The organism is Bradyrhizobium erythrophlei, assembly GCF_042430365.1.
Classification (GTDB): Bacteria; Pseudomonadota; Alphaproteobacteria; order Rhizobiales; family Xanthobacteraceae; genus Bradyrhizobium; species Bradyrhizobium erythrophlei.
Window position 1 is genome coordinate 206,083 of sequence record NZ_JBHMET010000274.1, and the last position, 25,103, is coordinate 231,185.

Consider the following 25,103-nt stretch of genomic DNA (forward strand, 5'->3'; position numbering starts at 1 on the left):
TCAGTTCGATCGCGTCGAGCCCCGCGTCTGCGTCGCGCCTCGAACCGACCGTTCAGACTTGCCGTCGATAGATTTTTCTTGATTTCCCGGTGCACACGTCGTGCACACGCGGCCTTCTAACTGCCTGAAAGAATTGAACTCTCGCTCCAATCCATCATGGGCCAATTTGAGCTAGCCCAAGCCAAACAGAGGCAGCTCGAGCAACTCAAAGAGCAGCCGGTGCGGCTGAGACCCGCCGGCACATGCCGAAATCTTGGTTGCGGAACGGGCAGTGACCATGCTGTCGGCAGGCATTTTACCAGCCGGCGCCGCTCCTTTGCTCGCGCGGCAATCTCATCACCGAATATCTGGCGACGTAAAAGCGATCAAATTGGATAAGTATTGCGGTTGAGCAGGACTCGATGCCGCCCACATCTGCGCCGACGGACGGCGGACGCTCATTTTGCTGGCATGCTGGTTCATCAATGGACCCCTGCATGCGCGCGACCACGATGCGGTCGCTGGGGCGATCGCGAAACAGCAATGATTGTAGGTCATCGTGGTGTATGGGTCGATGGCTTGCCTCGCTCGACGGCCCGGTGCTCATCAACGATGAGCGGATACTTGGCCCACCGATAACGCCCGCACCCGATGTCAGCAATCGGGCCCCTAACGAACCAAGAGCAACCCCTGCATCAACGTCCGCTTTGCAGAAATAGGCCGGATAGGGTCATACGAAGTCAAAATGCGCCTCGTCCGCTGACGGGAGCACACTGTGCTCTCCGATGGTCCCGCAAAGCGTTTTGGTCTAGCATGAAGATGGGACGGCATTCGAACCCCCGTGTGGACGGCGATCGTGCGGTCCGACCGCGATGCTCCAGCGCGTACGGCAGGCGGAGTCGCCTCTCTGGGCGGCGTCGGGTTCCCGTGGGCCGTGCTTGCGTGGGCCGCGCTACTGGCGGCGATCGCCGTATCGTTTGGGCCGGCGGTCCCGGTTATCTGGGGCGACACACCCTCCTTCGTGGAATCCGCGCTTCGCACGCTCGAGGCCGGAAGGCCGACCGTGGCGGGTGGGCGCGATCCGGGCTACCCGGCGTTCCTGGCGGTGACGTTTGCGTTCGGAGGCGACCTCGGGACCGTGGTGTGGCTGCAGCAGGCGGCGTGGGCCGTCCTGATGCTGGCGCTTGCAGCAACCGCCCAGGCGGCGACATGCAACGCCGGCGGGCTCGTGCCGATCATCTTCGTGGCGACATATCCGGGCCTGCTGCTGTTCAGGAACGTCCTCACCGCAGATCTTCTCTTTGCGGTCTTCCTCAATCTGGCCATGGCTGGATTGGTCGTTGCCACCTGCGTCGGCAAGACGGCGCGGTGCTACGCGGTCGCGGCCTCCGTCCTGTGCGCGGCGCTCGCGGCGTGCTTCAGATCGCAGGGAGTCCTTGTCCCGATCGTCGCCATCCTGGTTGGCATCCGCCTCGCCCGGCCAGACACGTTCGCGCGCCTCGGCGTGATTGCCTTATCCGTCGCGGCGGCGGTGGCGCTCCTCGCTGCCGGTTCCCGGTTCGGGGCTTCCGACTCGGACCAAGCCTCGGCCGTGTTCGTCCCCAAGACACTGTTCTGCAATCACCTGAACATCGTACTTGCAAGCGACGCAGCGCGACGCGAGATCGCGTCGGCGGCCGGCGACCGCGCTGACGCCACGATGGATCGGCTTGCCGCCGACTTCGCCGCGAAGCCGGATCGCTGGCCCGTGCTCGGGTTCTTTGGTGACGCGTGTCTCTTCGACGCTGCACTGGATCGAGACGTCGCCGACGATGGCGGGAATGCTGTGGGCGCGGCCGCAGCCTATCGGCGCATTTTCCTGGCCGCCGTGCGCGACCGGCCGCTGGCCTACGCGGGCAAGTTCGTCCATCAGATGGCCTATGGGGTCTCGGTTGCATGGCCGCCCTACGGACTCGACCCCGCCATACCGGTGTCGACCGATGACGTGCCGCTCGTGTCCGACATCATGATGCGGCACGGCCGCGCAGCTCAGCCGATCGACCTGCAAGGCGGATCAGTTCGGATCGGCCTATTGTCCGATCTCCCAGGGGTCTCCGCCCATCTCTTCGAGGCATTGTCCATCGCCTTCGTTATCGCTGTCATATTTTGGACAGTGACTGCTGTGTGGCGTCGGCGCTCCCGGTTCTTGACGCGCGCAGGCATTGTGATCGTGATGTGGGTGGCCTCGATCGTGACCGCCGCCGGCGCCCACACCCTCGACGTCTCGCGATATCTGGTTCCGGCAGTGCCGATGGTGGGCCTTATGCTGTCCCTTTTCGCCGTCGAACTGATCGAGACGATCGCGTTCCTGCGGAGGAGCTAATCGCAGCACTCGCGAGCTATCGTGCGCAGAAAATGCGAGCTTGCACTCGCATAGAAGAACGTCCTTACGGGACACCGCTCGAGAAAAATTGGAAGACATCTCTTATTCCGGGGGGCGCAGGGCCAAATAAGCAAGCCGCCGCAACTCGCGGCGGCCACGCACGACGGTGTCGAGAATCATTCCGCTGAATAAGCTAAGGAAGGCGAGTATCATGAGTCCTGTCGACAGGATCGCGGTGGGCAAACGCGGCACTAAGCCGGTCTGAGCATATGTGACGGCAAGAGGCACCGCGATCACGATCGAAACCAATCCGAGCAACGCGCCAATGATACCGAAAAACAGCATCGGCTCTTCAATTCGAAACAGCGTCACGATGGTTAATAGGATCCGCCAGCCGTCGCGGAACGTGGAGAGCTTGGACGTCGAACCTTCCGGCCGTACTTTGTAAGCAGTCACGACCTCGGCCACCGGCATGTGCAACTCCAAAGCATGGATGCTGATCTCCGTCTCTACCTCAAACCCTTCCGAGAGAGCTGGGAAGCTTTTTACGAACCGGCGCGAGAATACGCGATAACCCGACAGGACATCGCTGAACGAGTGACCGAAGATAAGCGACAACATTCCAGTGAGGATCGCATTGCCGAGGCGATGGCCTGACCTGTACGCGGCATTAGCGATCGAACTTCGCACCCCAACCACCATGTCCAGCTGGCATTCGATCAACTTCCGTATCATCGTCGGGGCAACCGACGCGTCATAGGTAGCGTCGCCGTCGGCCATCACATAGACATCAGCATCAATGTCGGCAAACATCCGGCGGACGACGTTGCCCTTTCCTGGCGTCAGTTCCGTTCGAACTATCGCGCCAGCAGCGCGAGCTACATTCACAGTGCTATCCGTCGAATTGTTATCGAAGACATAAATGACAGCGTCAGGCAAAGCTGCACGAAATGCGCTTACCGTGGCGCCGACGGCCGCCTCTTCATTACGACAAGGAAGGATTACCGCCACGCTGTGTTGCTTCATGGCCTGACCATAAGGCCTGCAGTATGCGCTCAACCGGCAGTAAACCGAAGCCGCCTGCCAATGCAGGCTTCACCGCAGAACCCGGGTTGAACGCTGCTTCGTCGCCTGCTTGCCATTCGGCGTATGCGAGAGCTTCTGAAGCGTCTAGCTAGCGGGGACGCGGTCTGCCCGACTAAGGGAGTACGCTTGGCTGGCGACCTTCCGGCTAAGGCCAATGCGTGCTGCCGTGACGTTGAGCGAGAGGCACGCAAGTACGCCATCGCGGAAGCTATCCTCGTCGGTTGGTATGAGAGATAGGTCGGCGAGGACCGGTGCATGAGGGGGGCACGTCGTCCCGGCTGTGCCCTTCTTATCGACCCAAGTCTTATCGACCCAAGACGATCCCACCCAAGTTCAGACGCAAAGTACCGCGCCGCCCTCCCCACGCCTAGCGTGAGTGAGCTTGGATACATTCGTTTTTCCTCGATCACTTGATCGCGCCCGTGGTAAAGCCCGTCACAAAGCGAGCGACGAAGAAATTATAGATAATAGCGATTGGGACGCTTGCAATCAGGCAGGCCGCCATCATCGAACCCCAGAAATAGACATCGCCTCGCACGAGAAAGGTCGGCACGCCGACGCTCACCGTATAGCTCGACGACGCGGTGATAAACGTGACCCCATAGACGAATTCCTGCGTCACCAGCGTGAAGGCAAAGATCACCGCCGTCAATATTCCGGCAGCCGATATCGGCATCACCACCTTGATGAATGCGCCGAAGCGGCTCAGCCCGTCGATCATGGCTGCGTCCTCGAGATCGCGCGGGATCGCCTTGAAGAAGCCCATCAGAAGCCAGGTGCAGAACGGCACGGTGAAGCTCGGATAGACGAGGATGAGCGACCACACCGAATCCTGCAATCCCAGTATCGCGATGATGCGCGAGAACGGGATGAACAGGATCGTCGGCGGTACTAGATAAGTAAGGAATATCGTGACGCCCAGAGTTTGCGCCCATGCGCTGGCCATGCGCGCGAGCGCGTAGCCTGCCGGGACTGCGAGCACGAGCGTGATGATCACGACGGCCACTCCGACGAAGCCGGTATTCAATAGCCATTGCAGGTATTGGGTGTCCTCGAACAGCACCGAAAGATGTCGCAGCGTCGGCGGGTCGTTGAACAAATAAGGGTTGTTTTCGGTGTTGTGCAGATCCTGGGTGGTTTTGAACGTGGTGATCAGCATCCAGTAGAACGGGAATGCAAGGAAGGTCACAAAGAAAGTCAGAATGGCGGCGTGACCGGTCTGCTTGGCGATACGACGTCCGCTGGCTGATCGAGGGGTCATCTCACGTCACCTCGGTGCGCCGGGCGAACCACAGGAACAGGATGGCGACGCCCGCGAGAACAGGGAACAGGAACAGCGAGATGGCCGCGCCTCCCGCAAGATCACCTCCCTGAATGCCGGTGAAATAGGCCCAACTGGCGATGACTTGCGTGGTGTCGTAAGGACCGCCACGCGTTAGCACGAACACGACGATCAGGTCGGTGAAGGTGAAGATGATGCCGAACAACAACGCCACCAGCGTAATCGGCAGAATCAATGGCGTTGTGATCTGGAAATGATGGCGCCAGAACCCGGCCCCATCCACTTCTGCGGCGTCGTGGATGTCTTGCGGGATCGACGACAGGCCGGCCAGGATGATCACGGTCGCCAGCGGAAGTATGCGCCAGACGTTGACGGCGATGATCGACGCTTTTGCCAAGGTTGGTTCGCCGAGCCAGATTGGCCATTCGTTCGGTCCGAGCAAGCCGGCTGCGCGCGCCGTCCAGTTGATGATGCTGTAGATCGAATCGAAGATCCATAGCCAACCGATGCTGCCAAGCGAGATCGGCGCTACCCACGGCAGCAGAATCAACAGACGAACCAGCCATTTGCCACGGAAATCAATGGCAAGCGCTGTCGCCAGAATGTTGGCGAGCACCATGACGAGAAACTGGGAGACGATCGTGATGATGATCGTATTCTGCAGCGAAAGCCAGAAAGGGCGGCTATCGATGATCCGCCGGAAATTTTCCAGCCCGACAAAATGCGCCTCCTGGCCGGCGACCGTCGCGCTGGAAAGGCTGTAATAGATCGAGAGCAGGAACGGAAAGCCGACCAGCAGAATTATGTAGAGGATCGCTGGCGCCAGCATAGCGCGCCACAGCCAGCGATCGCTATCGGCAAGGCGTGACAGGAAGCGTTCTTGCGCGGGAGTCCTGCGAGTCGTTGCTGCAGTGATTGACGTCACGCCGCACCTCCATCGATGCGCCGCCCGCTCTCCTGGTCGAAGCGGGCGATATCCTGGCGCCGCACAACGAAATCGTAGACCTCGCCGGCGTTGATATGGGTGCGAACGTTCGTCGGAATTTTGGAGATCACGTGCGCCTCGGCTGGGCGGCCGTCGATCACGCCGTAGACCAGTCGGTCGGCCCCGAGATACTCGATGCGGGTGATGCGGAACTGAAAGGCGACATTGTCGTCGTCCGGCTCAACCTCCTTCGGCAGGAACGCTTCCGGCCGGAATCCGAGCAAAGTCTTGCCCTCCTCGATCAGGTTCATCGGCGGTGATCCGATGAACGTGGCGGCGAAGATGTCCGCCGGCGCGCCATAAATTTCGTGCGGAGTGCCGATCTGGTGGACACGACCTCGATTGAGAACAGCGATGCGGTCCCCCAGGCCCATGGCCTCGGCCTGATCATGGGTGACATAAATGGTGGTGGTGCCAAGGCTGCGCTGAAATTGCTTCAGTTCGTCACGCGCGGAATTGCGCAACTTGGCGTCGAGATTCGACAGAGGCTCGTCGAGAAGAAAAACGACCGGCTCACGCACCACCGCGCGCGCAAGGGCGACGCGCTGACGCTCACCGCCTGACAATTGACGTGGCTTTCGATCAAGGAACGTTTGAATACCGAACAACTGCGCTGCCCAGGCAACCTTCTTGCGGATCGCCTCTCTTGGCATGCCGACTGCGCGCAGCGGAAAAGAGATATTCCTTTCGACCGTGAGGTGCGGATAGAGGGCGTAGCTTTGAAACACCATGGCCACGTTTCGTGCGCGGGGCGGCAGCCCGGTTACGATGATTCCGTCAATCAGGATATCGCCTGAGGTCGGCTGCTCGAGGCCGGCGATCAGGCGCATCAACGTCGTCTTGCCGCACCCCGATGGGCCGAGCAGAACCAGGAATTCTCCTTCCCTGGCGACGAGGTCAATGCCGTCGACGGCGCGGACCTCGTCGAAAAGCTTGGTGACGCGTCGTGTTTCCACACTAGCCATGCGCCAATCCCGATTGCCTCGCCCTGCGAAGCCGTTCACTGGAACGGCTTCGGTGCCAGGCATGATCCGTTGGGCTCAGCAGTGCCCAACGGCAATCAAATGCGAGGCGGTCAGATCATCTTCCGATCCTTCCATTTCGCCCAGATCGCCTTCATCTTGACTTCCGCGCGCTTGAGAGCGTCCTCCGGGGTCTCGGCGCCTGCGGCCGCTTCGGCGAACATCGTATTGATCACCCACGTATTGAAAGTTTCGTCGATCGCGGCACTGGAGTAGCCGGGATAGCCCACGTTGGTCGCCCAATCGAGCACATCGGAGAGGACCGTGTACTTGTCCGGCGGCACTGCCTTGGAATCCTTGGAGATGATTTGTGCGAGATCGGGCACCGTATCCGAGAAGCAGGGGAAGTTATAGAATTCGCTCGCCATGAAAGCGCTTTTGAAGCTGTCGATGTAATCGACCAGGAATTTCTTGGCGCCATCGATGTTCTCGGAAAACTTCCAGATCAGATAGCAGCTCATCAGGTGCTCGAGACCAATCTGGCGGATCGGACCTTTCGGCGGCTTGGCAAGGGCGATCTTCTCGTGGATCGGAAGCTTGGAATTTTCGCCTTCACGTGTGATTGAAATTGCATTGAGCACGAGCGACGACCTGCCAGCGAGCATCGCCCGGTTATTCGATGACGCATCCCAAGCAAACACTTCCGGCGTCTCCGTTTCCTGGAACAGCGCCTTGACGAATTTGAGCGCTTCGAGGGTTTCCTTGGAATTGATGGCGAGGTTGCCCTCGGCGTCCTGCTCGTGCGCACCGAACGAGTACATGATCGCCCGCATCGCCATCGCCGTGTCGATCTCGGCGGAAAGACCGATGCCGACCGGAATACCGGTCTTGTCCTTGATCTTCTTGCCACCGATACGGGCGTTGTCCCAGGTGTCGGGCTTCATGCCGATGTCGCCCCATAGGTCCGAGCGGTAATTGACGGGATCCGGCACGAAGCTGTCGGAGAATGCGAAGTATCTCTTGGTCCTGGGGTTGTAGGTGCTCTTGACGGCGAGATCGATCGGCCTGCCGTGCTTCTTCTCGCACTCGGCATAGACCTCCGTCATGTCAACTACCTGGTCTTCGAAGACCGACGGCGGCGAGAGGAACATCACGAGATCGTGGCCCTTCTGCGCCGACACCTCCGCCGTCGCGCGCGAGGAAATGAGGGCAAGGTTGATGTTGTCGATCACCACCTCGGTGCCGTTCTTGACGCCCCATTCCTTGGAGTAGGTGTTGTTGAACCACTTGTCATAACCGGGGACGAAGTGGCTCCATTGCAGGATCTTCAGGGTCTTGGCAGCCCGGGCCGGCGCAACGTGGAAAAAAGGTCCGGCGGCTGCGGCTGCACCCACAGCAGTCTTGATGACGTCGCGGCGCGACAGGCCGTAGCGACGAGATGTATGGGATGACATGTTTACCTCCCATGCTTGATCGTTCAGCGGGAGGTTGTGTGCCGGTCAACTGCAGAGACGAACTCCCGCTGACAGTAGCTGAGACAATTATCCCACGAATGGACAGTGTTGACAACGCGGCAACGGCTCCCGAACGCGGCAACCTAGCTCGGGCATATCTAAAAAAAGACAGATATTTCAATATGTTAAGAGCTGGAGCGGTTCGAGCGGGTGCGTCATTCCAAACCGCCGAGTCAAACTCGCCGCTGCATCACCCGGAAAGGCCAAAACCTTCGGCGACATCATCGATCTCCATGTCGAAGACATGCGTGAGGTCGGCCGCCCTCCCCGCCGATCCGAGGCGGCCATCCTGGAGGCACTGAAGGAGGATCTGGGATCCGTAAAAGCTGCCCCGGCTCAACCGTGAGCGGCTGATCGAATATGGCAGAAAGCGAGCGAAGGAGGTGCCGGACCAGCGCCCCTCGCAATCGATATCTCGTTCATCAGAACCATTGCAACGCACGCAGCAGCCGTTCACGGCATCTCAAGAAGAGATTTGCCGGCCCGACCGGCCGGACGTCGAATTGAAGAAGCGGATTCTCTTAATCAGACACGTTCGATGATGATGGCTGGTGCCATGCCTCCAGCGGCGCACATGGTCACTAGCCCACGCCTGAGATCGCGTCGCTCCAGTTCATCGAGAACGGTCCCGACCAGAATCGTACCTGTCGCTCCGATCGGATGCCCAAGGGCAATCGAGCCTCCGTTGACGTTGATCTTGCTGCGGTCGATCTTCAGGTCGCGAACGTATTTTTCCACGACGACCGCGAAAGCCTCGTTGACCTCAAATAGGTCGATGTCGTCAAGCGCCAGCCCTGCCCTCGCGAGCACCTTGCGCGTGGCAGGAACGGGCGCATTCATCATCAGCGTCGGCGAGTCACCCATGTTCGCCGTCGCCACCACGCGGGCCCGCGGCTTCAGGCCGTGCTTCCTTGCATAGTCCGGCGACGTCAGCAGGATTGCTGCCGCACCGTCGGCCACGCCCGACGAATTACCGGCATGATGCACGAAGTTGATGTCGAGGTCGGGATATCTGTCCCGGATCAGCTTCCGATAGGTCGTGCCGCTCTCGTCGAGCGGATAGTCCGCCATCGCGGCGAAGGCAGGTTTCAACATGGCCAGGCCTTCAAGCGTCGTCTGCGGCCGCGGATATTCCTCACGATCGAGAGCAAGCGTGCCATCCTCGCGGTAGACCGGCACCAGACTCCTGTTGAAATTGCCGCCCTTGATCGCGGCGGCAGCGCGCCTCTGGCTTTCCAGCCCGAGCTCGTCGAGCTCCTGCCGCGTGATGCCTTCAAGGGTTGCCACTGCGTCGGCGCAGACCCCCTGATGCGATTGCGGATGCCGCGCACGTAGGCGCAGGTTTCCTGCGTCCATCACCATCGGCCCCGCGCAACGGCGACCTTCCATCGACATCATCTCGGTGCCACCAGCGATGACGAGATCCTCCGAGCCCGACATGATCGCGTGCGCGGCCATGTTCACACTGGTGACGCCGGAACCACAGAACCGGTCGAGCGTGACGCCGCTCGCACGGACGTCATATCCTGCGTCAAGCGCAGACATCCGCCCGAGGTCGCCGCTCTGCTGGCCGCGCTGCGAGCTGGTGCCCCAGATGATATCGTCGACATCGGCGGTCTTGATGCCGGTGCGATCGGCGAGCGCCCGCAAGACCGTGGCACCGAGCTGCTGCGGGTGAACTCCGGAGAGAGCCCCCTTGCCGGCCTTACCGATGCCCCGCGGCGTCCTGCACGCATCTATGATCAGTGCCTCAACCATGTCGTTCTCTCTAGTGTTGGCGATTGGAATCGTAACGGCTCGGCGCGGGCATCCTCGCTACCCGACTTGCCGGTCTTGCCCGGCCCAGTACCTCAAGCGCAGCTGCTTCTTGTCCACCTTGCCCACTGCGGTCAGCGGAAGGCTGTCGACGAACTCGATCTGCTTGGGCGCATGGGTGCCGCCCTTGCGCTGCTTGACGAGATCGATCAGCAATTCGGCGCTTGGCTGTTTCCCGGGCTTCGCGACGACCAGGGCCGTAACGGCTTCGCCCCATTTGGGATGAGGCACGCCGATAACGGACGCCATCGCCACGTCGGGATGGGACGACAGCACGTCCTCCACCTCGCGCGGGAAGATATTGAAGCCGCCGGAGACGATCATGTCCTTCTTTCGATCGACGATGTAGAGGTAACCACGCTCGTCGGCCCTCGCGATGTCGCCGGTGTGCAGCCAGCCGCCGGCGAATGTTTCGGCGGTCTGCTCGGGGCGCTTCCAATAGCCCTCCATGGCCTGGGCCGCCCGGACGCAGATCTCACCGGCCTCGCCCTGCGCCACGGGTTGGTTGCTCTCGTCAAGCAGGGAAACCGCACAGGAGGCTAGCGGAAAACCGCATGATGCAAACAGCTCAGGGCGCCGGACGTCGTGATCCGCCTTGCCGAGCAGGCTGATTGGATAGCATTCGGTTTGGCCATAGAGCTGCCCGAAGATCGGTCCGATGCGCTCGAGCCCTTCCACCAAGCGGGTCGGCGACATCGGCGATGCGCCGTAAAGCAGGAGCTCAAGCGAAGATAGATCTGTCACTCCGAGCCTCGGGTTATCGAGCATGACGTAGATCATGGTCGGGACCATCATGGTCACGTTGATCCGCTCGCGCACGATCGTGGCCAAGAATTCGTCGGGATCGAACCCCTTCAGCAGATGCACGGTGCCGCCGCGCGACAGCGACGGCAGGACGAAGCTCCCGGAGACATGCGTGATCGGCGCCGCGGCAAGATAGCGAGGCGTGTCGGGAAGCCCGAACTCGGCCGCGACGGCGTGCGCCGACGCCGCCAGAGCGTGGTGACGGCGGATCGCTCCCTTTGATTTTCCGGTCGTGCCGCCGGTATAATTCACAATCGCACGCTCGTTGATATGGGTGAGATCGACCAACGGTACGGCGCCGGCTGCAAGCGCGATTGCCAGCAGGTCGGGGCCAAATTCGGCCCGTCCCATGGTGAACGTCACCTTGAGCTGCGCGGCGGCGCCGGCTGCGATTTCTGCTCCGCGTTGGCCATGAGTTTTCGGATCGACGATGAGCGCCGTCGCTCCGATGTCCTCGATCACCGCGAGATGATCGGCCAGCGAGCCGAGCGGATGCAGCCAGGTAATCAGAAGGCCAAGTGCCTGTGCCGCAACGCCAGCGCACCAAGTCTCGGCGCTGTTGGCGCTCAAGAGCGCCACGATGTCACCCTTCTTGAGGCTGGCCGAAACCATTCCCGACTGCAATCCGGCGATCAGGTCGCGAACCGCCGAATAGCTGAGGCTGCCGCCATTCCAGACGAATGCCTGACGGTCAGGATACCGCGACAGCGCGCGCAGAATCATCGTGATCGTCGTCGGCGCGAACCCGATTTGTTTGTTCACTTCTCACCTCCCTACCGCAGCTGTTGGCGCCATCTCGTTCGATTAACCGGCCGGACTGCCGACCTCACCGTTCATGACCGGGCCAAACAACTCCCACACACGTCCATCGAAACGTCGCATCTGCATCTGTTCGACCGGAAAGAAATCATTTGGACTGGTGTTGACCTTGATGCCCGGCAGCAGGACATCGACCTCGAAATCCCGGAGACCTGCCGCCTGCCGCATCACGTTCTCGCGGGACAAATCGTCGCCGCAACGCCGCAGGACTTCGACCAGGGTCTGCGTTGCCATGTAGGACGAGATGTGTCCCTGGTCCGCCTTGTTTGCGCCCGGCATGTATTTGTCCATGAAGGCATTCCACCGGATCATGCCCTGATCGTTCGTCCACAGCGGATCGGAGGGGTCCTTGGTGTAGGCCGTGCTCAGGATGCCCTTCGCGTTCTCCAGCCCGGCCGGCTGCAACACCGACCCGATCGAGCCGGAAACACTGCTCAGGAAATGCATGGGCTTCCAGCCGAGCTCGGCCACTTTCCGGATCGCCTGGGCCGCAAATCTCGGCGACGTGAGATCGACGAACACGTCTGCATTCGCCGTCTTGAGCTTCACGATCTGCGAGTCGGCGGTCGGATCCGAGATTTCGTAATTTGCTTCCGCAACAATCAGCGACGTCTTATCGCCGAGACCGTCTTTCAGGCCCTTCAGCACGTCCTTGCCGAAGTCGTCGTTCTGGTAGAGAACGCCGATCCTCGCCTTGGGATTATGCTCGAGGATGTATTTGGCGAAGATCCTGCCCTCGCTCTGATAGTTCGGCTGGAATCCCATCGTCCACGGAAAGTTCTTTGGATCGCCCCACTTGGTCGCGCCTGAGGCGACAAAGAGCTGCGGGACCTTCTTCGTGTTAAGGTATTTCTGAATCGCCGTATTTCCTGACGTTCCGAGCGGCTGAAAGATCAGCAGCACCTCATCGTTCTCGACAAGCTTTCTGGCTTGCTCAACCGTCTTCGGCGGACTGTAAGCATCATCGTAAGTGATGAACGTGATCTTGCGGCCGTTGATGCCGCCTTCCTCGTTGATCATCCGGAAGTAGGCCTCGCTCGCCTTGCCGATGACACCATACGCCGATGCGGGCCCGCTGTAGGGCGTGATGTTGCCTATCCTGATCTCGGTGTCGCTGACCCCAGGATCGTGCTTCTTCTGCGCGATTGCCGGAGTGCTCGCGAGCGCGACGCCCGCCGCGAGCGTTATGGCCGTGATCATCAGGTCCTTACCGCCCATTTCGTTCCTCCGGTGCATATTGTGAGCTTGCCGCCCGATATCTCAGCGCCCGCGCCAAACCGGCTTTCGCTTTTCGGCGAAGGCGCGAAGACCTTCGGCGCGATCCTCGGCCTCAAATGCAATCGCCGCGATGGGTGCCTGTCGGCTCCAGGCCTCCTCGTCAGTCCAGTTGGCAGACTGGAAGATAATCTCCTTGGAAGCGGCGAGCGCGGTGGGTCCGTTCACCAGCAGTTCCTCGGCGAAGGCGATAGCGTCGGCAAGCGCGCGCCCCGGATCGCTGATGCGGTTCACCAACCCGTGATGCTGGAAGAACTCGACACCGTAGAAGCCGCCGGTCAGCGCCAGCTCCATGGCAACGTGATAGGGAATGCGCCGCGGCAGGCGAAACAACCCGCCGCCCACCGCTGCAACATTGTGCCTCACCTCGGGAAGTCCCATCTTCGCGTTATTCGCCGCGACGACGAGGTCGCATGACAGGCAAAGCTCGAGCCCGCCGCCGACGGCAAACCCCTCCACCGCCGCAATCAAGGGTTTGCGCGATGGACGCTTGAACATGCCGAACCCGCCGCGCTCCGTTACGGCACGCTCATTGCGCGCCACCGCCTTCAGGTCGGCGCCCGCGGAGAACGTGCCGCCGGCGCCGGTGATGACGCCGATGAAAAGATCATCCTCGGCGTCGAGCAGGTCCATCGCCCGGTGCATCGCCTGTGCGGACGCAAGGTCGAAAGCGTTCTTTGCCTCCGGACGATTGATCGTGATGACCAGGATGTGGCCGCGACGCTCGGTCAGAATACGTTCACTCATTTGTCACCGTTCAAGATCACATTGAGAAGGAGAAGCCGCCATTGACCGGATAGGTCTGGCCGGTGATCCAGTCGCTGGCACCGGAGGCCAGATAGAGCGCCATATTTGCGACATCCTGCGGCTGACCTGGCCGCCGTATGACGTATTTCTCCATCATCTTCTTGAGCCGGTCCGGATCGGCCTTGAGCCGCGCCTCGATCGCAGGCGTCATGGTCGCTGCGATGGCTATGCAGTTCGCCGTGATCTGATAGCGGCCGAGCGATCGCGCGATGGCGCGCGTGAAGCCCGCCGCACCCGCCTTTGCGCCGGAATAGACTTCAAGGCCGGCCTCGCCGGTCCGGCCGGCGTCCGATATGATTGTGATGATCCGTCCACCGCGGCGCTCGATCATTGACGGAATGCACGCACTTGCGCAGTTGATCACGCCGTAGAAGTTGACGCCAATGAAGCTGTTCCAGACGCCGGGTCCGGTCTCCCAGAACGGCTTTCGCGCTTCGGGGTCCGGCACCGCCCCGGCATTGCCCGCGTTGTTGACCAGGATGTCGACGCGGCCGAAAGCTTCCTCGGCCTTGCGCACCATTCCTTTAACCGCACCGAGATCTGTGACGTCGCCAGGTGCGGGTGCGGCCATGCCGCCGAGCGCCTTGATTTCCTCAACGACGGCGTGCGCGCGCTCCTCGAAGAAGTCGTTGACGATGACGCCGTCGGCCCCGTGGGCCGCATAGTGCAGCGCGATTTGGCGGCCGACGCCTTGTCCCGCGCCGGTTATCAACGCAACTTTGCCATTCAGATCGAGGATCCCGCTCATCGTCTATTGCTTCTCCATTGGATTGATCACGCAGGCAGCGGCCCGGCTCCGTCTGCAAATCCGACGCCGAGCTCAAGCAGCCTGGAAACATCCGAAGGGTCAAAGCCCCATTGACGCAGCCCGGCAGCGCCACACTCGCCACGCCGCGGCGCCGGTTTTGGCGCTCCCGATGGTGTGCCGAGGAACCGCGGCGCCGGCGCCGGCTGAACGACCCCGTCGACTTCGATAAAGTTGCCGCGGGCGATATTGTGCGGATGATGCGGCGCTTCCGAGAAGGCGAGCACCGGCGTCACGCAGGCGTCGCTATACCTGAAGATCGCGCACCATTCATCCCGTGTCTTGCCGAGAAAGGCTTTTGCAAAGGCGTTGCGCAGCGTGGGCCAGCCGTTGCGATCGTATTGCTTCGGCAGATCGGCCGCGACGAGCCCGAGCCGCTGGAGAAGTTCCGCATAGAAACGCTGCTCGACCGCACCGACGGCCATGTAGTGACCGTCAAGTGTGCGATAGCTGTCGTACCAAGGTGCGCCGCCATCGAGGATGTTGCTGCCGCGCAATTCCTGCCAATTGCCCGCCGCCACCAGGCCCCACATGATGGACCCGAGTTGCGCGGCACCCTCGATCATGGCGGCGTCGACGACCTGCCCCGTCCCGCCACGGTGCACGTTGAGCAGCGCAGCGACAACCCCGAGCGCGAGCAGCATGCCCCCACCACCGTAGTCCCCGACCAGGTTTAGCGGCGGCAGCGGCCGGCCGCCGGCCGGGCCAATCGCCGAAAGAACGCCCGACAGCGCAATGTAATTGAGATCATGACCGGCATCCGCGGCCAGGGGGCCGGTCTGCCCCCAGCCTGTCATGCGCGCGTAGACCAGCCGCGGATTGCGCGCGAGCGCTTCATCGGGTCCAAGTCCGAGCCGCTCCATCGTCCCGGGGCGAAATCCCTCGATCAGCACGTCGGCCTTCTCGATCAATTCGAGCGCCGCGGACGCCGCCGAGGGCGATTTCAGGTCGAGCGTGATCGACCGGCGCCCGCGGCCAATGATATCGACGGATTTGCCGCTGCGGCGCGGTCCGAGATCCTCCGGCGGCGACGGGCGATCGACCCTCAGAACATCGGCCCCCATATCGGCGAGCAGCATCGCGCCGAAGGGGGCTGGGCCGATCGCCTCGAATTCGAGGACGCGAGTTCCGGACAAAACGCTCAAATTTGCTCCGATCGACTTGTGTGAATGCCAGCTTGCGCGAAAGCTACACTTGGACGAGCCTGTACCGCCCCACCCGCTCCGGGTGGTCTGTGTGCTGCCGGGCCGCATAATGTGTTCCCGCCACCGTCGAGCTGACCGGCTGGAAGCGGGCGTGGGCTCCCGGCGGAGAACGGAGGAATGACTGAGATGGCGTCCCGTCCGCCGGATGGACCAGGTCCATCACCCGAGGCCCTGCAATCCATCGTCAGCACCAAGCTCTTCCCGCCGCGCGAGGCCGGCCGCCTGCTTCCGCGGGACAATCTCATCGCCCGGCTGGTGAAAGCACGGCGGCATCGGTGCGTGCTGGTGCACAGCCCCGCGGGCTCCGGCAAGACATCCATCGTCGCGGCTTGGCGCCGCGAGTTGCTCGCGCTCGGTTTTGACGTGGTCTGGCTGACGCTCGCCCCCGACGACAACGACGCTTCCCGCTGGCTGGACTATCTTCTTGCGAGCTTTGGCCAGGTCGATCCCACCATCAGTCGGGCCGCGTCGCAGTTGGCGGGGCGCGGCATCGACCGCGAGGCCATCGAGAGGACGCTCATTGCGCTCGTGCGGAGTATCGCGGAACGGCCACGAGAGATCGTGCTTGTTCTCGACGACCTCCATTTGCTGACGGACGCGGCGAGCCGCTGGGCCTTGCAATGGCTGCTCGATCAGGCGCCCCGCAACCTTCACGTCGTCCTTGTTTGTCGTGGCGCCGCTCCGGTCTCGCTTTCCCGGCTGCGCGACCAACAAGGCGTCTTCGAGCTGGATTTTCAGGACCTGCGCTTTTCCCAAGCCGAGACCGATGCCTTTCTCCAGAGCAGGCTCGGCGAGATCGACCGTCGCACCACCCGACGCATCCACGAGCTTACCGACGGTTGGGTCGCCGGCCTCCAATTGCTCTCGATCGGTTGGTCCAGGAAGCGCGACCCACGGGAAATCAGGCTCGCAACCCGAGGCCAGATCCAGGATGAGCAATCATTCGCGGACTATTTCGAGCACGAGATCCTGTCAAAACTGTCGAAAAGCGAGTGCGCGCTGCTCGAGGCGGCATCGATTTGCAACCGCTTTTGCGCCTCCCTCTGCGCTGCGCTGCTCGGCAAGGAGGAAAGCAGTGCCAGGATCGAAGCGCTGCTAGCGAGCCTTGTGACTCAGAACGGCTTCATCATCCCGGTTGAAACATCGGACCGCGACACCTGGTACCGCTTCCATCCGCTCCTCGGCGAAGCCATGCGCGCTCGCTTTCGCCAGCGGGCGGAAGTGCAACAGCGGCAATGCCACAAGGAAGCATGGAGTTGGTTCCGCGATCGTGGCTACGTCGATGAAGCCGTTCGACACGCCGTCTCTGCCGATGAGGCGTCAGCGGCGGCCGACTTGCTGGATCAATACGGGCAGGATCTGCTTGCGCGAGGCGAGTTTCGGAATCTCAACAGCTTGGTTCGCCGCCTTCCGGAGCAGGAGGTCCAGTCGCGCACCAACCTGCGCCTCTGGATGGCCCGATCGCAGTTGCTGGCACGTGAACTGGACGCCTGCGCCGAGAGCCTTGCGCGCCTAGACGCCGATCTGCCGGCCAGCGACGTCTCCGCACGATTTGCTCTTGCCCTTGTGAAGGCAACGCTGGCGGTTGCACGCGATGATACGGACGCGGCCATGCTTGTTCTGCCGCAACTGCTGCATCCACCGCCAGGCATCGACCCTGCCTCCATCGGCGGACGAGACAACATCTTGTCATGGCTCTACATGCATCGCGCAAATTATGAGCTGGCGCGGCAGGTGCAGCTTGGCGCTTCTTCGATAAGCGCCGGTGGCGCCCCCCTGCTCGGCTCCCCTGGCGGCCGGCTCCAGGGTCGCTGCCTGGTCGGGCTCAGCTATGCCCTTGAGGGACAAATCATTGAGGCGGAGCGAATCTATCGCGACGCCCTCTATGAATCTGAGCAGCGCGGCGCCTCCTGCATCGACCCCGCTTGCCTGGCTGCAGCGCTGCTCGGAGAGGCGCTCTATGAGCTCAACGATCCCGCCGGGGCCCTGCAAATGCTCGAGGATCGCGTCGATGTGCTCGAACGCGTCTCGATTCCGGACTCGGTGTTGCGCGTCCTGACGGTGCTGTCCGCTTCGCACTGGCTTGCCGGACGGCGCCAAGAGGCCTTCTCCTATCTGGACCGGCTCGAGGACTACGCGTTGAATCTCAAGCTCGATCGACTTCTTGCGTACAGCGTTGGCGAGCAGGTTCGACGTCATCTCGAGCAAGCTGAATTTGAGGCGGCGGCGCGCAAGCTGACAACGCTGGATGAGATCGGGCACCGGCATCCAAAGTCCGGCAGCAATCTGGGCGACGAGATCTTCATCATCGTCGAACGGGCGCATGTGAGAGGCGACCTCGCGGTTGGCCGCTACGACGATGCCGCGGCGCGACTAGTTCCGCTCATCGAGATTTGCGAGGCACGAGGCCATCAGCAGATTGTGGCCGCCCTCCAGCTCCAAGGCGCGGTTATCGCGAAACGCCGCGGCATGGGCGAGCAGGCCGGCAGGATGACGCTGGCCGCACTGCGCCTCGGCCATCGGCTCGGCCTCGTGCGAAGCCTGCTTGACGCAGATGCGTCCGCGCCCGATCTCGTCTGCTCGTGCGGCGAGGCATCTGGCGTTGATGTCCTGCTGTCGTTCTATGTCGAGCGTCTCCGCGATGCGGATTTGCTGACACAGCGCGCCACCCCTTCATCGCGCCGCGACGCGGCCGAGAGCAATTCAGAGCTTCTCGAAAGCCTGAGCGAGCGCGAACTCGATGTCATCCGCCTGCTTGCGCAGGCATTTCCCAACAAGAAGATCGCTCGTGCGCTAGGCCTTTCGCCCGATACGGTGAAATGGCACCTCAAGAACATCTACGGCAAGCTCGGAGTTGCCGGCCGCGACGATGCGGTCGCGCGCATGCGCGACATCGGATGGAGCCCGGACGTCTCCACAGGACGGCCGCCATAAGGCGAAAGTCGGCGTGTCCTGTTGCGCCGCTCGACCTGGACAACCCTCAAAGCTGGCGCGAAATCAGATCACGCATGACCTCGCTGGTTCCGCCGTAGATGCGGCTGACGCGCATATCAACGAACGAGCGAGCGATCGGATATTCCAGCATGTAGCCATAACCACCGTGCAACTGCACCATCTCGTCGAGCGCCTTCCCCAGGGTCTCGGTCGCAAACAACTTGGCGATCGCCGACTCCTGAAGCGTCAGCCCCCGCTTCATGTGCTCGGACAGGTAATGGTCGACCATCAGGCGGACCGCAACGGCCTGCGCCTTGATATCGGCCAGCTTGAATTTTGTATTCTGGAAATCCCAGACCTTCTGGCCGAAGGCCTTCCGCTCCTTGACATAAGCGAGGGTATGATCAAGCGCCGCCTCGAGGCGCGCCGCCGCCGAAACCGCGATGGAAAAGCGCTCTTGTGGCAATTCCCCCATCAGGTATTTGAACCCCATTCCTTCCTCGCCGAGCAGGTTGCTGGCGGGGACCCGCACGTTGTCAAAGAACAGTTCGGCCGTGTCCTGGGCATATTGCCCGACCTTCTTCAGTTTCCGTCCGCGCCGGAAACCTGCACGATCCGCTTCGACCACGATGAGGCTCATGCCCCTCGCGCCCGCGTTCGCGTCGGTCTTGCAGACCACGATGACAATGTCAGCGTTCAGCCCGTTGCTGATAAAGGTCTTGCTTCCATTGACGACGTACTCGTCACCCTCTTTGATCGCGGTCGTGCGGATCGACTTGAGATCGCTGCCGGTACCCGGCTCGGTCATCGCGATCGCAAGGATCAAATCACCCGAACAGGCGCGCGGCAGCCATTTCTTCTTCTGCTCCTCGTTTCCCACCCGTGCGATGTACGGCGCAATGATGTCAGAGTGCACTTGAAAGCCGGGGCCGCTCACATTCGCTCTCGCGATCTCCTCTGCCATGACCACGGCGTGACCAAAGTCACCACCCCCGCCGCCATACTCTTCCGGCAAGATCACGCCCAGAAGCCCCTCCTGGCCGGCCTTAAGCCAGACCTCGCGGTCGACGCGCCCTGCCTCGTCCCATTCGTCTTGCCGCGGCACACATTCCCGCTCGACGAAGCGACGAACGGTGGCGCGGAACATTTCATGGTCCTCACGAAAGACTGTACGAGCGATCTGCATGGGGAAACGCCTTCCAGGATGGATAACCGTGTAGGGGTACGGTCGGGAGGTTAGCCGTGTCGCCGCCGAACAAGACCACCCGCGTTGGGTAGGCGGAGGACCTGCCCTGTCGGCTCATGCCACCAGGCTATCAACGCCACTTTGAGCACAGGCGCATGCCAACGGCTTCACGCTATCTCGGCGGCCGCTTGACCGATCGCGATTGCGGAGGCGCTCTCGAGGGCGTCGACCTGCGTCCACCATGACCGTTGCAAGACCGCCCTCGAGCGGCCTCGCTGTGGTTCAACGCATGGTTCGGAATCTCATCCAGCAAAGCCTGCGGAGAGCCCGATCTGGTGGGCCTGAACGACCGTCACGGCGATCATATGGTAGACGTCATCGGCGGTGCAGCCACGGGACAGATCATTCGCCGGTTTGGCGAGCCCTTGCAGAATGGGCCCGACCGCGGTGGCACCGCCGATGCGCTCAGCTATCTTGTAGCCAATGTTGGCGGCATCGAGATTTGGAAACACAAAGACATTGGCGCTGCCATGCACCTCCGAGTTGGGCGCTTTCGCAGCGCAGACCGCCTCCACAAACGCGCTGTCGAACTGGAGCTCTCCATCAATGACAAGCTCCGGATTGGCCTTTCGGACAAGCTGCGTCGCCTCGACCACTTTGGCAACGCGCTCATGGGCTGCGCTGCCGCTCGTGGAGAACGACAGCATCGCAACCTTGGCAGGCGCTCCAGCGAGCGCCTCGTAAGACCGCGCCGACATGCGCGCGATATCGGCAAGTCCAGCAGCATCCGGGTCGATGACAAGGCCGCAGTCGGAGAAGAGGAAGGCTCCTTTCTTCGGGTGATGCGGCGCGCACAACAGCATCAGGAAGAAGCTGGAGACGAACCTTACGCCCCGAGCCGGGCCAATCGTCTGCAATGCAGCGCGCACCGTGTCGGCAGTGGTTGCGACCGCACCTCCCACAGTGCCGTCAGCCTCTCCCTCGCGAACCATCATTGCCGCGAACATGAGCGGCGAACGAAGCACCTCCCGCGCGGCTGCAGCGTCGACGCCCTTGCTCCTGCGCATGTCGTGAAACGCGGCCGTGAGCCGCTCGCTCAAGGCCGACGTGACCGGGTCCTCGATGCGGAAGCAATCCGCGCTCGCGCCGACCGCCCTGAGTCTCTCGTCAACCACCTCACGATTGCCGATCAGGATGATCTCAGCCATGCCGTCACGCTTGGCGCGCACCGCCGCCTCGACGATCCGAGCGTCCTCGCCTTCCGGCAGAACGATCCGCCGGGGCGCTTGCCGGGCGGCCTCGATGATGCGGTCGAGGGGCTTCATACGTCTTCCGGCCTAGAGGCACTGCTGCGGACGCATATCGGCGCGGCTGATGCCCGCAACAACGACGGGCTTTTTCATGGCGTCGCGACGGAACGGTTCACCGAGCTCCTGGTTCAGGATCACCTCGACGAACGTGGTGATGCCCTTCGACTGCTGCTCGACGGCGCTGCGCAGCGCCGCGGTCAGCTCGGCCTGGGTGCTTACGGTCACTCCCTTCAGTCCGCAACCTTCGGCGACCTTGGCGTAGCTGAGGTGCGGATTCAGTTCGGTACCGACGAAGTTATTGTCGTACCAGAGCGTGGTGTTACGCTTCTCCGCGCCCCACTGATAGTTGCGGAAGATCACCATGGTGATCGGCGGCCAGCCGTCGCGACCGATCGAGCCCATCTCGTTCATCGATATGCCGAAGGCGCCGTCCCCGGCAAAGCCCACGACGGGAACATCCGGGCATCCGATCTTGGCGCCGACGATCGACGGAAAGCCGTAGCCGCATGGACCGAACATGCCCGGCGCAAGGTACTTTCGGCCCTGCTCGAAGGTCGGATAAGCGTTGCCGATGGCGCAATTGTTGCCGATGTCGGTGGAGATAATGGCATCCTTTGGCAGCGCCGCCTGGATCGCGCGCCAGGCCTGGCGCGGCGACATGCGGTCGGGCTCACGCCGGCGCACGCCCGCATTCCACTCGGTACCCGGATCGTCGTCCTCGTGATCCATTGATGACAGCTGCTGGAGCCAAGCCGAACGGGTTTGATGGACGAGCGCGGCACGCTCGGTGCGCCCCTCATCCCCCGCCGCTGGCGCCAGCAGTTCAAGGATTTGGCGGGCAACCTGCTTGGCGTCACCACAGATGCCTACGCTCACCTTCTTGGTGAGGCCGATGCGATCTGGATTGATATCGACCTGAATGATGCTGGCGTTTCTTGGCCAGTAGTCGATGCCGTAGCCTGGCAGGGTGGAGAAAGGATTGAGCCGCGTGCCGAGCGCCAACACCACGTCGGCCTTGGCGATCAACTCCATCGCGGCTTTGGAGCCATTGTAGCCCAGCGGTCCTACTGCCAACCGATGGTTGCCGGGGAAGGCGTCGTTGTGCTGGTAGCCGCAGCACACGGGGGCATCGAGGCGCTCGGCCAGCGCCGTCGATTCCGGAATGGCCCCGCCGATGACGACGCCGCCGCCGTTGAGGATGACGGGAAAAGACGCTCCCGACAGCAGCCTGGCAGCCTCAGCGATCGCCTTGGATCCGCCCGATGGCCGCTCGAGCCGTACGATGCTAGGCAATTCGACGTCGATGACGTGAGTCCAGTAATCGCGAGGCACATTGATCTGCGCCGGCGCGCAACCGCGCCAGGCCTTCTCGATCACGCGGTTGAGCACTTCCGGAATTCGGGTCGGGTCGCGCACCTCCTCCTGATAACAGACCATCTCCTCGAACATCGCCATCTGGTCGACTTCCTGGAAGCCGCCCTGGCCGATGGTCTTGTTGGCCGCTTGCGGGGTGACGACCAGCATCGGGGTATGATTCCAGTAAGCGGTCTTGACCGCGGTGATAAAGCCGGTCACGCCCGGCCCGTTCTGGGCGATGGCCATCGCCATCTTGCCGGTAGCACGGCTGTAACCGTCGCACATCAGCCCGGCGTTGGTTTCATGGGCGCAGTCCCAGAAGGTAATGCCTGCCCTGGGAAAGAGATCGGACACCGGCATCATCGCCGAGCCGATAATACCGAAGGCATGCTCGATCCCCTGCATCTGCAGCACTTTGACGAACGCTTCTTCAGTGGTCATTTTCATCGCGGATCCTCCCTGAATTGATCTGTTCTATAGTCGAGCGCACACACTCCGGCCGATCCGTTCAGGCCGCCTCGTCGCGCAGGTGATACCAGCGATAGAGCATGCGCTGGCCGAGACGTCGGAACGGTGCGAACGGATGGCCTGGCAGCGGCGACGTGAAGATCGGCAAGTCTTCACCCTTGAAGCTGCGCCGCGCTATCATCTGCGCCATGCGGCGGCCGGCCTGCGCCGAGTACGACACGCCGTTGCCGCCGTAGCCAAGCGCGTAGACGAGATCGGTATTCGGCTCGGGCCGGAAGATACGCGGCATCATGTCATGGCTGACATCGACCCACCCCCACCACGAATAGTCGATCTCGATGCCCTTCAGCGGCGGAAACTTGCGGTGAAGGCCGTCGATAAGAAGCTGCAGATGTCGCCCGTGGGTGGCGTCGGCGCCAGTGATGGCACTGCGGCTGCCGATCTGCACCCGGTCGTCAGGAAGCTTTCGATAATAGAAGCGCAACGTCCGCGTGTCGGTGATCACTTGCGTGGTACGAAATCCGGTGGCGTCAAGCTCGGCCGCTGTCAGCGGGCGGGTGACGATCGAGTTCGACAAGATCGGCATGCAGCGCCCACGCAAGTGCGGCGTCAGGCCCGACGCCGTATACGCGCCGGTGGCGACGCCAACCGCTCGAGCCCGCACTGTGCCGCCCGGCGTACGCAGATGAAAAATACCGTCGCGCCTCTCGATCTGTTCGACCGGGCTCGCGGTGTGAATACGCGCGCCAAGTGCGCGCGCCATGCGCTGATAGCCGAACGCAAGCTTCGCCGGGTGTACGCCGGTGCCGAGCGGCTCGTGCACCGCTCCGATCGCCTCCGCCTCGTCGACGAAGTCGCGCCGCAGCTCTTCCCGAGAGACGACGCGACTGGCGTAGCCGAACACCTCGTTCAGCACCTTCGACTCGGCAGCGATCTTTTCGAGACTCCGCATCCGGTGCGCGATGTAGAGATGGCCACCCCGCTGCGGTTCGCAATCGATGGCGCCACTGCGGATCAACTCTTCAAAGGTCTCGAATCCGTCGTGCACCTCGGCGTGCAGCCGCAGCGCCACATCGCGGCCGAAGCGCGCGATCCATTCCGAACGGCTGAGACGACCGGCCGCATTCTGCGCCTGGCCACCGTTTCGGGTGCTGCACCCCCAAGCGACCTGATTGGCCTCGAGCACCAACGCCTTGATGCCGAATTCGCGCGCCAGAAAGATCGCGCAGGACAATCCCGTGTAGCCAGAGCCGACGATCGCGACGTCGGCGGCGACATCGCCGGTAATCGGCCCATCGGCGGGCGGCGGTTCGCCTGCCGTCGCCAACCAGTAAGTCGGCGCGTAGGCACGGTTCTGCCCGGGCCCCTCCGACACCAGCGGATCGTAATGAGGATCGTAAGCGGCCACCGGCGGAAAAGTCGATCGAACATTCATGAGCGGGCTGTGTCCATCGGCTGAGCAGCGGGCTGGAGCGGCCTGTCCTTCCGGAAAGCGCTCTTGGCGCAGATTTTGTCGCCGGAGAACAGGAAGAGATCGCAGCCCTGGGCTTCGACGCGCGTCCCGTCCTTGGTCGTCGCGCGGAAAATCCATTCCGACAGGGCGCGATTGCCGAACACCGCATGGCGGGTGCACTGCCAGCTTGCATCGGGCATGTCCGCAAACGTCCGCTCGAATACGGCGCGAACCTCGATCGCACCGCTTATCCGGCGGCCGCATATCTCCGGCCCGGCTGCGGCGTCGAAGATGACGTCATCTGTCATGCACGCCATTACGGCGCCGCTATCATGACGATTGAAGGCGGTGAACAATTGCTGCAGGCGTGTCTGCCGGAATGTATGGAGGTCGGACATGAAGGGCCTCAGTTGGTCTTGCGCAGTGGTGGGCGGCGCAACATGTCGCTGCCGGCCCCAGCTACGTCACGACCATGGCACGGGCCACAGACAGCGCCTTAGAACCAGACGCCGTCATGTCTGTGGCCAGCATCACCACCCTGTTCTCGCTGGATCGGGCACCAACCAACTGGACCCTCACTTCCGCTCGGGCTACTCGATTGGTATGTGGCGATCTTCTCCGTCATCGCATTGCCGGCGATGCTGATCGGCAACCGGCTTGGCAGACTCGCGCCCGATCGCGGCGGCAATGCCGTGC

Annotated in this window: 18 protein-coding genes; 2 read left to right on the top strand and 16 right to left on the bottom strand. The window is 62.1% G+C overall.

What is annotated here, in order from left to right; genetic code table 11:
* Positions 1-820: 820 nt before the first annotated feature.
* Positions 821-2,341 carry a hypothetical protein gene (locus ACFFWD_RS42925; RefSeq protein ID WP_376975479.1) on the top strand — a complete coding sequence of 507 codons (1,521 nt, stop codon included), beginning with the start codon at positions 821-823 and terminating at the stop codon, positions 2,339-2,341.
* Between the two features lie 102 nt (positions 2,342-2,443).
* On the opposite strand, the gene ACFFWD_RS42930 is transcribed toward ACFFWD_RS42925, so the two are convergent.
* From ACFFWD_RS42930 to ACFFWD_RS42980, 11 genes are all read right to left on the bottom strand, one after another.
* On the bottom strand, positions 2,444-3,367 hold the full coding sequence (locus tag ACFFWD_RS42930; RefSeq protein WP_376975480.1) for a glycosyltransferase family 2 protein: 924 nt from the start codon (positions 3,365-3,367) through the stop codon (positions 2,444-2,446).
* Positions 3,368-3,833: 466 nt separating this feature from the next.
* Positions 3,834-4,688: a carbohydrate ABC transporter permease gene (locus ACFFWD_RS42935; RefSeq protein WP_376975481.1), complete on the bottom strand. Its 855-nt coding sequence runs from the start codon at positions 4,686-4,688 to the stop codon at positions 3,834-3,836.
* Position 4,689: 1 nt separating this feature from the next.
* Positions 4,690-5,634, bottom strand: a complete 945-nt coding sequence (locus tag ACFFWD_RS42940; protein ID WP_376975482.1) for a carbohydrate ABC transporter permease — start codon at positions 5,632-5,634, stop codon at positions 4,690-4,692.
* Positions 5,631-6,659 carry an ABC transporter ATP-binding protein gene (locus ACFFWD_RS42945; protein ID WP_376975483.1) on the bottom strand — a complete coding sequence of 343 codons (1,029 nt, stop codon included), beginning with the start codon at positions 6,657-6,659 and terminating at the stop codon, positions 5,631-5,633. The genes ACFFWD_RS42940 and ACFFWD_RS42945 overlap by 4 nt, the downstream gene beginning before the upstream one ends.
* A gap of 110 nt (positions 6,660-6,769) precedes the next feature.
* Complete coding sequence (locus tag ACFFWD_RS42950; protein ID WP_376975485.1) at positions 6,770-8,110, bottom strand: extracellular solute-binding protein; 1,341 nt, start codon at positions 8,108-8,110, stop codon at positions 6,770-6,772.
* Positions 8,111-8,695: 585 nt separating this feature from the next.
* Positions 8,696-9,928, bottom strand: coding sequence for an acetyl-CoA C-acetyltransferase (locus tag ACFFWD_RS42955; RefSeq protein ID WP_376975487.1), 1,233 nt, complete (start codon positions 9,926-9,928; stop codon positions 8,696-8,698).
* A 57-nt stretch (positions 9,929-9,985) separates the two neighbouring features.
* Entirely contained in the window at positions 9,986-11,512 is a 1,527-nt protein-coding gene (locus tag ACFFWD_RS42960) for an AMP-binding protein (RefSeq protein WP_376975967.1), read from the bottom strand.
* A gap of 81 nt (positions 11,513-11,593) precedes the next feature.
* Positions 11,594-12,826, bottom strand: coding sequence for an ABC transporter substrate-binding protein (locus tag ACFFWD_RS42965; RefSeq protein ID WP_376975488.1), 1,233 nt, complete (start codon positions 12,824-12,826; stop codon positions 11,594-11,596).
* Between the two features lie 42 nt (positions 12,827-12,868).
* On the bottom strand, positions 12,869-13,630 hold the full coding sequence (locus ACFFWD_RS42970; RefSeq protein ID WP_376975489.1) for a crotonase/enoyl-CoA hydratase family protein: 762 nt from the start codon (positions 13,628-13,630) through the stop codon (positions 12,869-12,871).
* Between the two features lie 16 nt (positions 13,631-13,646).
* Complete coding sequence (locus ACFFWD_RS42975; RefSeq protein ID WP_376975490.1) at positions 13,647-14,438, bottom strand: SDR family NAD(P)-dependent oxidoreductase; 792 nt, start codon at positions 14,436-14,438, stop codon at positions 13,647-13,649.
* 26 nt (positions 14,439-14,464) lie between these two features.
* A complete protein-coding gene (locus ACFFWD_RS42980) occupies positions 14,465-15,640 on the bottom strand; it encodes a CaiB/BaiF CoA transferase family protein (RefSeq protein ID WP_376975491.1) in 1,176 nt (391 codons plus the stop codon).
* Between the two features lie 177 nt (positions 15,641-15,817).
* On the opposite strand from ACFFWD_RS42980, the gene ACFFWD_RS42985 reads away from it, so the two are divergent.
* Positions 15,818-18,634, top strand: a complete 2,817-nt coding sequence (locus ACFFWD_RS42985) for a winged helix-turn-helix domain-containing protein (protein WP_376975492.1) — start codon at positions 15,818-15,820, stop codon at positions 18,632-18,634.
* Positions 18,635-18,680: 46 nt separating this feature from the next.
* On the opposite strand, the gene ACFFWD_RS42990 is transcribed toward ACFFWD_RS42985, so the two are convergent.
* The 5 genes from ACFFWD_RS42990 to ACFFWD_RS43010 all read right to left on the bottom strand — a co-directional run bounded on the left by ACFFWD_RS42990 (position 18,681) and on the right by ACFFWD_RS43010 (position 24,805).
* On the bottom strand, positions 18,681-19,820 hold the full coding sequence (locus tag ACFFWD_RS42990; protein ID WP_376975493.1) for an acyl-CoA dehydrogenase family protein: 1,140 nt from the start codon (positions 19,818-19,820) through the stop codon (positions 18,681-18,683).
* Positions 19,821-20,122: 302 nt separating this feature from the next.
* Positions 20,123-21,145 carry a phosphate acetyltransferase gene (gene pta / locus ACFFWD_RS42995; protein ID WP_376975494.1) on the bottom strand — a complete coding sequence of 341 codons (1,023 nt, stop codon included), beginning with the start codon at positions 21,143-21,145 and terminating at the stop codon, positions 20,123-20,125.
* A gap of 12 nt (positions 21,146-21,157) precedes the next feature.
* On the bottom strand, positions 21,158-22,933 hold the full coding sequence (gene xsc, locus ACFFWD_RS43000) for a sulfoacetaldehyde acetyltransferase (RefSeq protein WP_376975495.1): 1,776 nt from the start codon (positions 22,931-22,933) through the stop codon (positions 21,158-21,160).
* A 61-nt stretch (positions 22,934-22,994) separates the two neighbouring features.
* Positions 22,995-24,389 (bottom strand): NAD(P)/FAD-dependent oxidoreductase, encoded by a 1,395-nt coding sequence (locus ACFFWD_RS43005; RefSeq protein ID WP_376975496.1) that lies wholly within the window; start codon positions 24,387-24,389, stop codon positions 22,995-22,997.
* The gene (locus ACFFWD_RS43010; RefSeq protein ID WP_376975497.1) at positions 24,386-24,805 is read right to left on the bottom strand and encodes a nuclear transport factor 2 family protein; all 420 of its coding nucleotides are present in this window, start codon (positions 24,803-24,805) and stop codon (positions 24,386-24,388) included. Before ACFFWD_RS43010 ends, ACFFWD_RS43005 begins: the two co-directional genes overlap by 4 nt.
* Positions 24,806-25,103: the final 298 nt, after the last annotated feature.

Excerpts from the sequence above, each read along its gene's own strand:
- ACFFWD_RS42930 (WP_376975480.1), bottom strand. The coding sequence starts at position 3,367 with ATGAAGCAACACAGCGTGGCGGTAATCCTTCCTTGTCGTAATGAAGAG.
- ACFFWD_RS42935 (WP_376975481.1), bottom strand. The coding sequence starts at position 4,688 with ATGACCCCTCGATCAGCCAGCGGACGTCGTATCGCCAAGCAGACCGGT.
- ACFFWD_RS42945 (WP_376975483.1), bottom strand. The coding sequence starts at position 6,659 with ATGGCTAGTGTGGAAACACGACGCGTCACCAAGCTTTTCGACGAGGTC.
- ACFFWD_RS42950 (WP_376975485.1), bottom strand. The coding sequence starts at position 8,110 with ATGTCATCCCATACATCTCGTCGCTACGGCCTGTCGCGCCGCGACGTC.
- ACFFWD_RS42955 (WP_376975487.1), bottom strand. The coding sequence starts at position 9,928 with ATGGTTGAGGCACTGATCATAGATGCGTGCAGGACGCCGCGGGGCATC.
- ACFFWD_RS42960 (WP_376975967.1), bottom strand. The coding sequence starts at position 11,512 with ATGATTCTGCGCGCGCTGTCGCGGTATCCTGACCGTCAGGCATTCGTC.
- ACFFWD_RS42965 (WP_376975488.1), bottom strand. The coding sequence starts at position 12,826 with ATGGGCGGTAAGGACCTGATGATCACGGCCATAACGCTCGCGGCGGGC.
- ACFFWD_RS42970 (WP_376975489.1), bottom strand. The coding sequence starts at position 13,630 with ATGAGTGAACGTATTCTGACCGAGCGTCGCGGCCACATCCTGGTCATC.
- ACFFWD_RS42975 (WP_376975490.1), bottom strand. The coding sequence starts at position 14,438 with ATGAGCGGGATCCTCGATCTGAATGGCAAAGTTGCGTTGATAACCGGC.
- ACFFWD_RS42985 (WP_376975492.1), top strand. The coding sequence starts at position 15,818 with ATGACTGAGATGGCGTCCCGTCCGCCGGATGGACCAGGTCCATCACCC.
- ACFFWD_RS42990 (WP_376975493.1), bottom strand. The coding sequence starts at position 19,820 with ATGCAGATCGCTCGTACAGTCTTTCGTGAGGACCATGAAATGTTCCGC.
- pta (WP_376975494.1), bottom strand. The coding sequence starts at position 21,145 with ATGAAGCCCCTCGACCGCATCATCGAGGCCGCCCGGCAAGCGCCCCGG.
- xsc (WP_376975495.1), bottom strand. The coding sequence starts at position 22,933 with ATGAAAATGACCACTGAAGAAGCGTTCGTCAAAGTGCTGCAGATGCAG.
- ACFFWD_RS43005 (WP_376975496.1), bottom strand. The coding sequence starts at position 24,389 with ATGAATGTTCGATCGACTTTTCCGCCGGTGGCCGCTTACGATCCTCAT.
- ACFFWD_RS43010 (WP_376975497.1), bottom strand. The coding sequence starts at position 24,805 with ATGTCCGACCTCCATACATTCCGGCAGACACGCCTGCAGCAATTGTTC.